Annotated in this window: 3 protein-coding genes; all 3 read right to left on the bottom strand. The window is 68.1% G+C overall.

Translation table 11 applies throughout. The features are described from left to right. Window positions 1–105 precede the first annotated feature (105 nt). Complete coding sequence (locus AACZ35_RS13015; RefSeq protein ID WP_290884516.1) at window positions 106–504, bottom strand: CopL family metal-binding regulatory protein; 399 nt, start codon at window positions 502–504, stop codon at window positions 106–108. A gap of 382 nt (window positions 505–886) precedes the next feature. Then, on the bottom strand, window positions 887–1,855 hold the full coding sequence (locus AACZ35_RS13010) for an arsenic resistance protein (protein WP_290884513.1): 969 nt from the start codon (window positions 1,853–1,855) through the stop codon (window positions 887–889). A gap of 51 nt (window positions 1,856–1,906) precedes the next feature. Then, window positions 1,907–3,904 (bottom strand): heavy metal translocating P-type ATPase, encoded by a 1,998-nt coding sequence (locus AACZ35_RS13005; RefSeq protein ID WP_290884511.1) that lies wholly within the window; start codon window positions 3,902–3,904, stop codon window positions 1,907–1,909. Window positions 3,905–3,933 lie beyond the last annotated feature (29 nt).

Below are 3,933 nucleotides of genomic sequence, written 5' to 3'. Positions count from 1 at the left end.
CAGTCATGGGAAACCCTCCAAAGCACCCGCGGCGACAGGCCACGGGCAACACGACCCGGAACGCGGGTCGAGCGAATGGGGCGGATCAAGGTCCGCCGAGAGGGCTTAGGCGATCGGAGGTCGAATGGCCGGCGCCGAGGGCGCGGCCGGGACGGACACCAGGCGGCCGAGTTGGGCCACCCAGCGATAGGGTGAAACTGCCCACGGGGCGGCGCTGATCACGACGACCGGGGCGTGATGCAGGCAGCTGCAGGCGCAGGTGCCGCCGTCACAGCAGTCCAGCGGCACGTCCGGGCTGGGAACGACGGGCGCGGCGGTGGCCCCGTCATGGCACGACGCCATGTCGCCATCCACCATCGCATGCCCCGCAGATGCCATGTCCTGGTCTATACCCGCACTCTGGTGCGCGGCATGATCCGCCGCAGACGCGACCGACGGCAGCCCGGCGTTGGCGATCAACGCCAAGGCGAGCAGCAGGTGGCCGACGGTGCGAAGCAGGGACATGGCCAGAGTCTACACCCAGAAAAAAGTGACGGGATACACCCCGCGGATGGGGGAGGATGCTCCCTAGACTCCCGTCCGAGCCGAAAAGTTCCCCACGCGACGAGGATCGACGGGCCGGAACCCGGATACGACCGGGGCAGCTACCCCCTGATCCCGGAGACGACCGCTCGCCCGGCAGATGGCGACAGGGTCGGTCTACCGGACGCCGCGTCGCACGCCGCCAGGCGCCGCTGCGCAACCCTGACTCCCGCCAGGGCTGGGCAATGCCTGGGCTAGCACCCTAATCGCAGACATCTGGGCCGCCGAAAGGGCGGGGCGATTCAAACACCTTGACGTTAAGTTCGCCAGTCCGGTACCGCGACGGAACCGCGCGGCAGACCCATTACCCCGCTTCACGGTCGCCCCAACGGGCGATCCAGCGCACATAAACCAACTCCGCCAACAGCTCGATCAGCGTCTGCAGAACGATCACGGCGGGCAACATCGGCATGGCGTGCGGGATCGCCAACCCGAGCGGCAAGACGACCAGGGAGTTGCGCGTGCCGGCACTGAATGCCACCGCCCGGCCCGAGGCTGCCTGGAGACGAAACAGCGTGGCAATGGCCCACCCCAGCATGGGCGCCGCCACCGCGAACGCGACGTACAGGGGCGCGATGTGCCAAACGGCCGCGCCCGCCTCCCCCAGTTGAGGAACAACAGCGGCCACCACCACGAACAGAACGATGGCCGTGGCGGGTACCGGCAACACCGCCAACCAGCAAGCGACCCGAGCGATGCTGGGCGTGGACGCGGCCCACCACTGAGTGAGGCTGGCCAACAGCAGCGGCACGGCGATGAGCCACAGGAACGCATGCAGGAATGGCCCGGGCGCCACCAAATTCGCAGCCGCCTCACCCATCAACAAGCGCAGGTAAACGGGCAGCAGCAACATCTGCAGGACCAGCAAGAGCGGCGTCGCGGCCAGCAATCCCTGCGCGTTGGCGCGCCCCATATGCGAGAAGGTGACCACGTAGTCGATACACGGCGTCAACAGCACGAGCAGCAGGCCCAATCGCACCAGCGGGTCGGCCGGAGCCAGGAGCATCAGGCCGGCGACCAGCAGCGGTACGGCCACGAAGTTGGCGGTCAGCAGCGCCCCCAGGAAGCGACCGTCCCTCAAGGGCTGGCCGATCTTCGCAAGCGGCACCTGCAGGAACGTGACGTAGAGCATCAGCGCCAGCGCCGGCGTGATCGCCCCCTGGAACCGTTGCGTTCCGGAAATGCTGACCGCCACTGTCACGGCCAGCAAGACCGCTCCCAGATAGATCGGGACCTGGCGGTGTTCCAGAACGCGACGGACAGGAAAAAGCATCGCGAGAGTATGGCCGTGGGTCCAGGTCGCACCAAGCCCCATGGTCCGACGTCAGGTCCGGTCCCGGTACGCGAGCAGGCGCAAGGCGTTGGCCACCACCAGCAGGGTCGAGCCCTCATGGAACAGTACTGCCACGCCCATGCGCATGCCCAGTATCGTCGCCGGAATCAGGATCGCCACCATGCCGAGGCTTGCCCACAAGTTCTGGCGGATGATGCGCCGGGTCTGCCGGCTCAGCCCCACGACGAACGGCAAGTGCTCGAGCTTGTCGCCCATCAGGGCGACGTCCGCCGTCTCGAGCGCGACGTCCGAGCCCGCGGCCCCCATGGCAATACCGACCGAGGCGCTGGCCAGGGCGGGTGCGTCATTGACGCCATCCCCCACCATGGCGACCTCACCTTCGGCACGCAGCGCCTTGATGGCCTTGACCTTGTCTTCGGGCATCAGGTCGCCATAGGCGCGGTCGATGCCGACGCTGGCAGCCACGGCATCGGCGACGCGTTGATTGTCGCCAGAGAGCATCACCAGCCGGGTCATGCCGAGTTCGCGCAGTCGGCCCATTACCGCCTTGGCGGCTTCCCGCGGCGTGTCCATCAAGCCAACGGCGCCCAGGTAACAGTCTCCTTGGCGTACGACGAACACGGTCCGGCCTTGATGCTCCATGTCCAGCACCCGGGTCTTGAGGGTGGCGGGTACCGCTGCACCGCCGACCTCATCAAACAGGCTCTTCTTGCCCAGGTATACGGTCTCGCCGGCCACGGTCGCCTTCAGGCCGCGACCCGTAAGGCTCTCGAGATCCGTCGCCACCGGGACAGCGTGCGCGCCCAGGCGGACCAGGCCATCGCGCACCACCGCGGCGGCCAAGGGATGGTCACTCAGGCGCTCCACGGCAATGGCGACGCTCAACAGCTCGGGCGTCGTCACACCCTCGGCCGGAACAACGTCCGTAACCTGCGGTCGGCCCTCGGTCAGCGTGCCGGTCTTGTCGAACGCCAGCGCGTGCAGGACCCCCAGCCGCTCCAGCGGGCCGCCGCCCTTGATCAACACGCCGCCCCGCGCCGCACGGGCCACGCCGCTCAGGACCGCGCTGGGTGTGGAAATCGCCAGGGCACAAGGACTGGCCGCCACCAGCACCGCCATGGCGCGGTAGAAGGTGGCGCTGAACGGTTCATCCACTACCAGCCCTGCGAACAGCAGCAGTCCCACCAGCCCCAGTGCCGCCGGAACAAAGATCTTTTGGAACCGATCCGTGAACAGCTGCGTCGGTGATTTCTGGTTCTCCGCCGACCGCACCAGTTCGACGACCCGCGCCAGGGTGCTCTGGCTGGCAAGGCGGGTCACTTCGATCTCGAGGACCTTGCCTTGGTTGATCGTGCCGGCGAAGACGCGATGCTCGGCGCCGACCGCGTCGGGACGTTGCCGTGCCTCGGCCACGTCCACCACCGGCCGCTTGTCCACCGGCACGCTTTCGCCGGTGATGGCGGCCTGGTCGATGCTGCTCTCGCCGAGCACTACGAACCCGTCCGCAGCGACCCGCTCATCGGGTTTGACCACGACGACGTCGCCGATGACCAGGCTGTCTACGGACACCGAGACCAGTTCCTCGCCGCGGCGCACGAGCGCCGTTTCCGGCCGCAGCTCGGCCAAGGCCTCGATGGCGCGCCGGGCCCGGCCCATGGCGTAGTTCTCAAGCGCATGGCCGAGGCTGAAGAGGAACAACAGCAGCGCGCCCTCGGCCCATTGGCCCAAGACCGCCGCGCCGGCGGCCGCCACGATCATCAGGGAATCGATCTTCAGCTCGCGGTGCCGCAGGTTCTCAATCGCTTCGCGCACCGTGAAGAATCCGCCTGCGGCATAGGCCAGCAGGAGCAGTAGCCACGGGCCGGTGGCGCCATCGCCCTGTGTCCGACCCCAAGCCCAGCCGGCCAGCAGGAAGGCGCCGGAGGCCAGAGAGAAAAGGATCTCGGCGCGGCCGGCCCAAAGGCCCCCGCCGCCGTGGTCGTGGCTGTGCCCGGCGCCAGCGGCCGGGGACGACGTCGTGTCACTCATGGGGCATTCCTCAATGGGGAGTCTGCAGG

Source organism: uncultured Arenimonas sp. (assembly GCF_963976025.1).
Classification (GTDB): Bacteria; Pseudomonadota; Gammaproteobacteria; order Xanthomonadales; family Xanthomonadaceae; genus Arenimonas.
Note: the sequence above shows the minus strand (reverse complement) of the source record. Positions and strands in the feature narration are given on the sequence as shown.

Excerpts from the sequence above, each read along its gene's own strand:
- AACZ35_RS13005 (WP_290884511.1), bottom strand. The coding sequence starts at position 3,904 with ATGAGTGACACGACGTCGTCCCCGGCCGCTGGCGCCGGGCACAGCCAC.
- AACZ35_RS13015 (WP_290884516.1), bottom strand. The coding sequence starts at position 504 with ATGTCCCTGCTTCGCACCGTCGGCCACCTGCTGCTCGCCTTGGCGTTG.
- AACZ35_RS13010 (WP_290884513.1), bottom strand. The coding sequence starts at position 1,855 with ATGCTTTTTCCTGTCCGTCGCGTTCTGGAACACCGCCAGGTCCCGATC.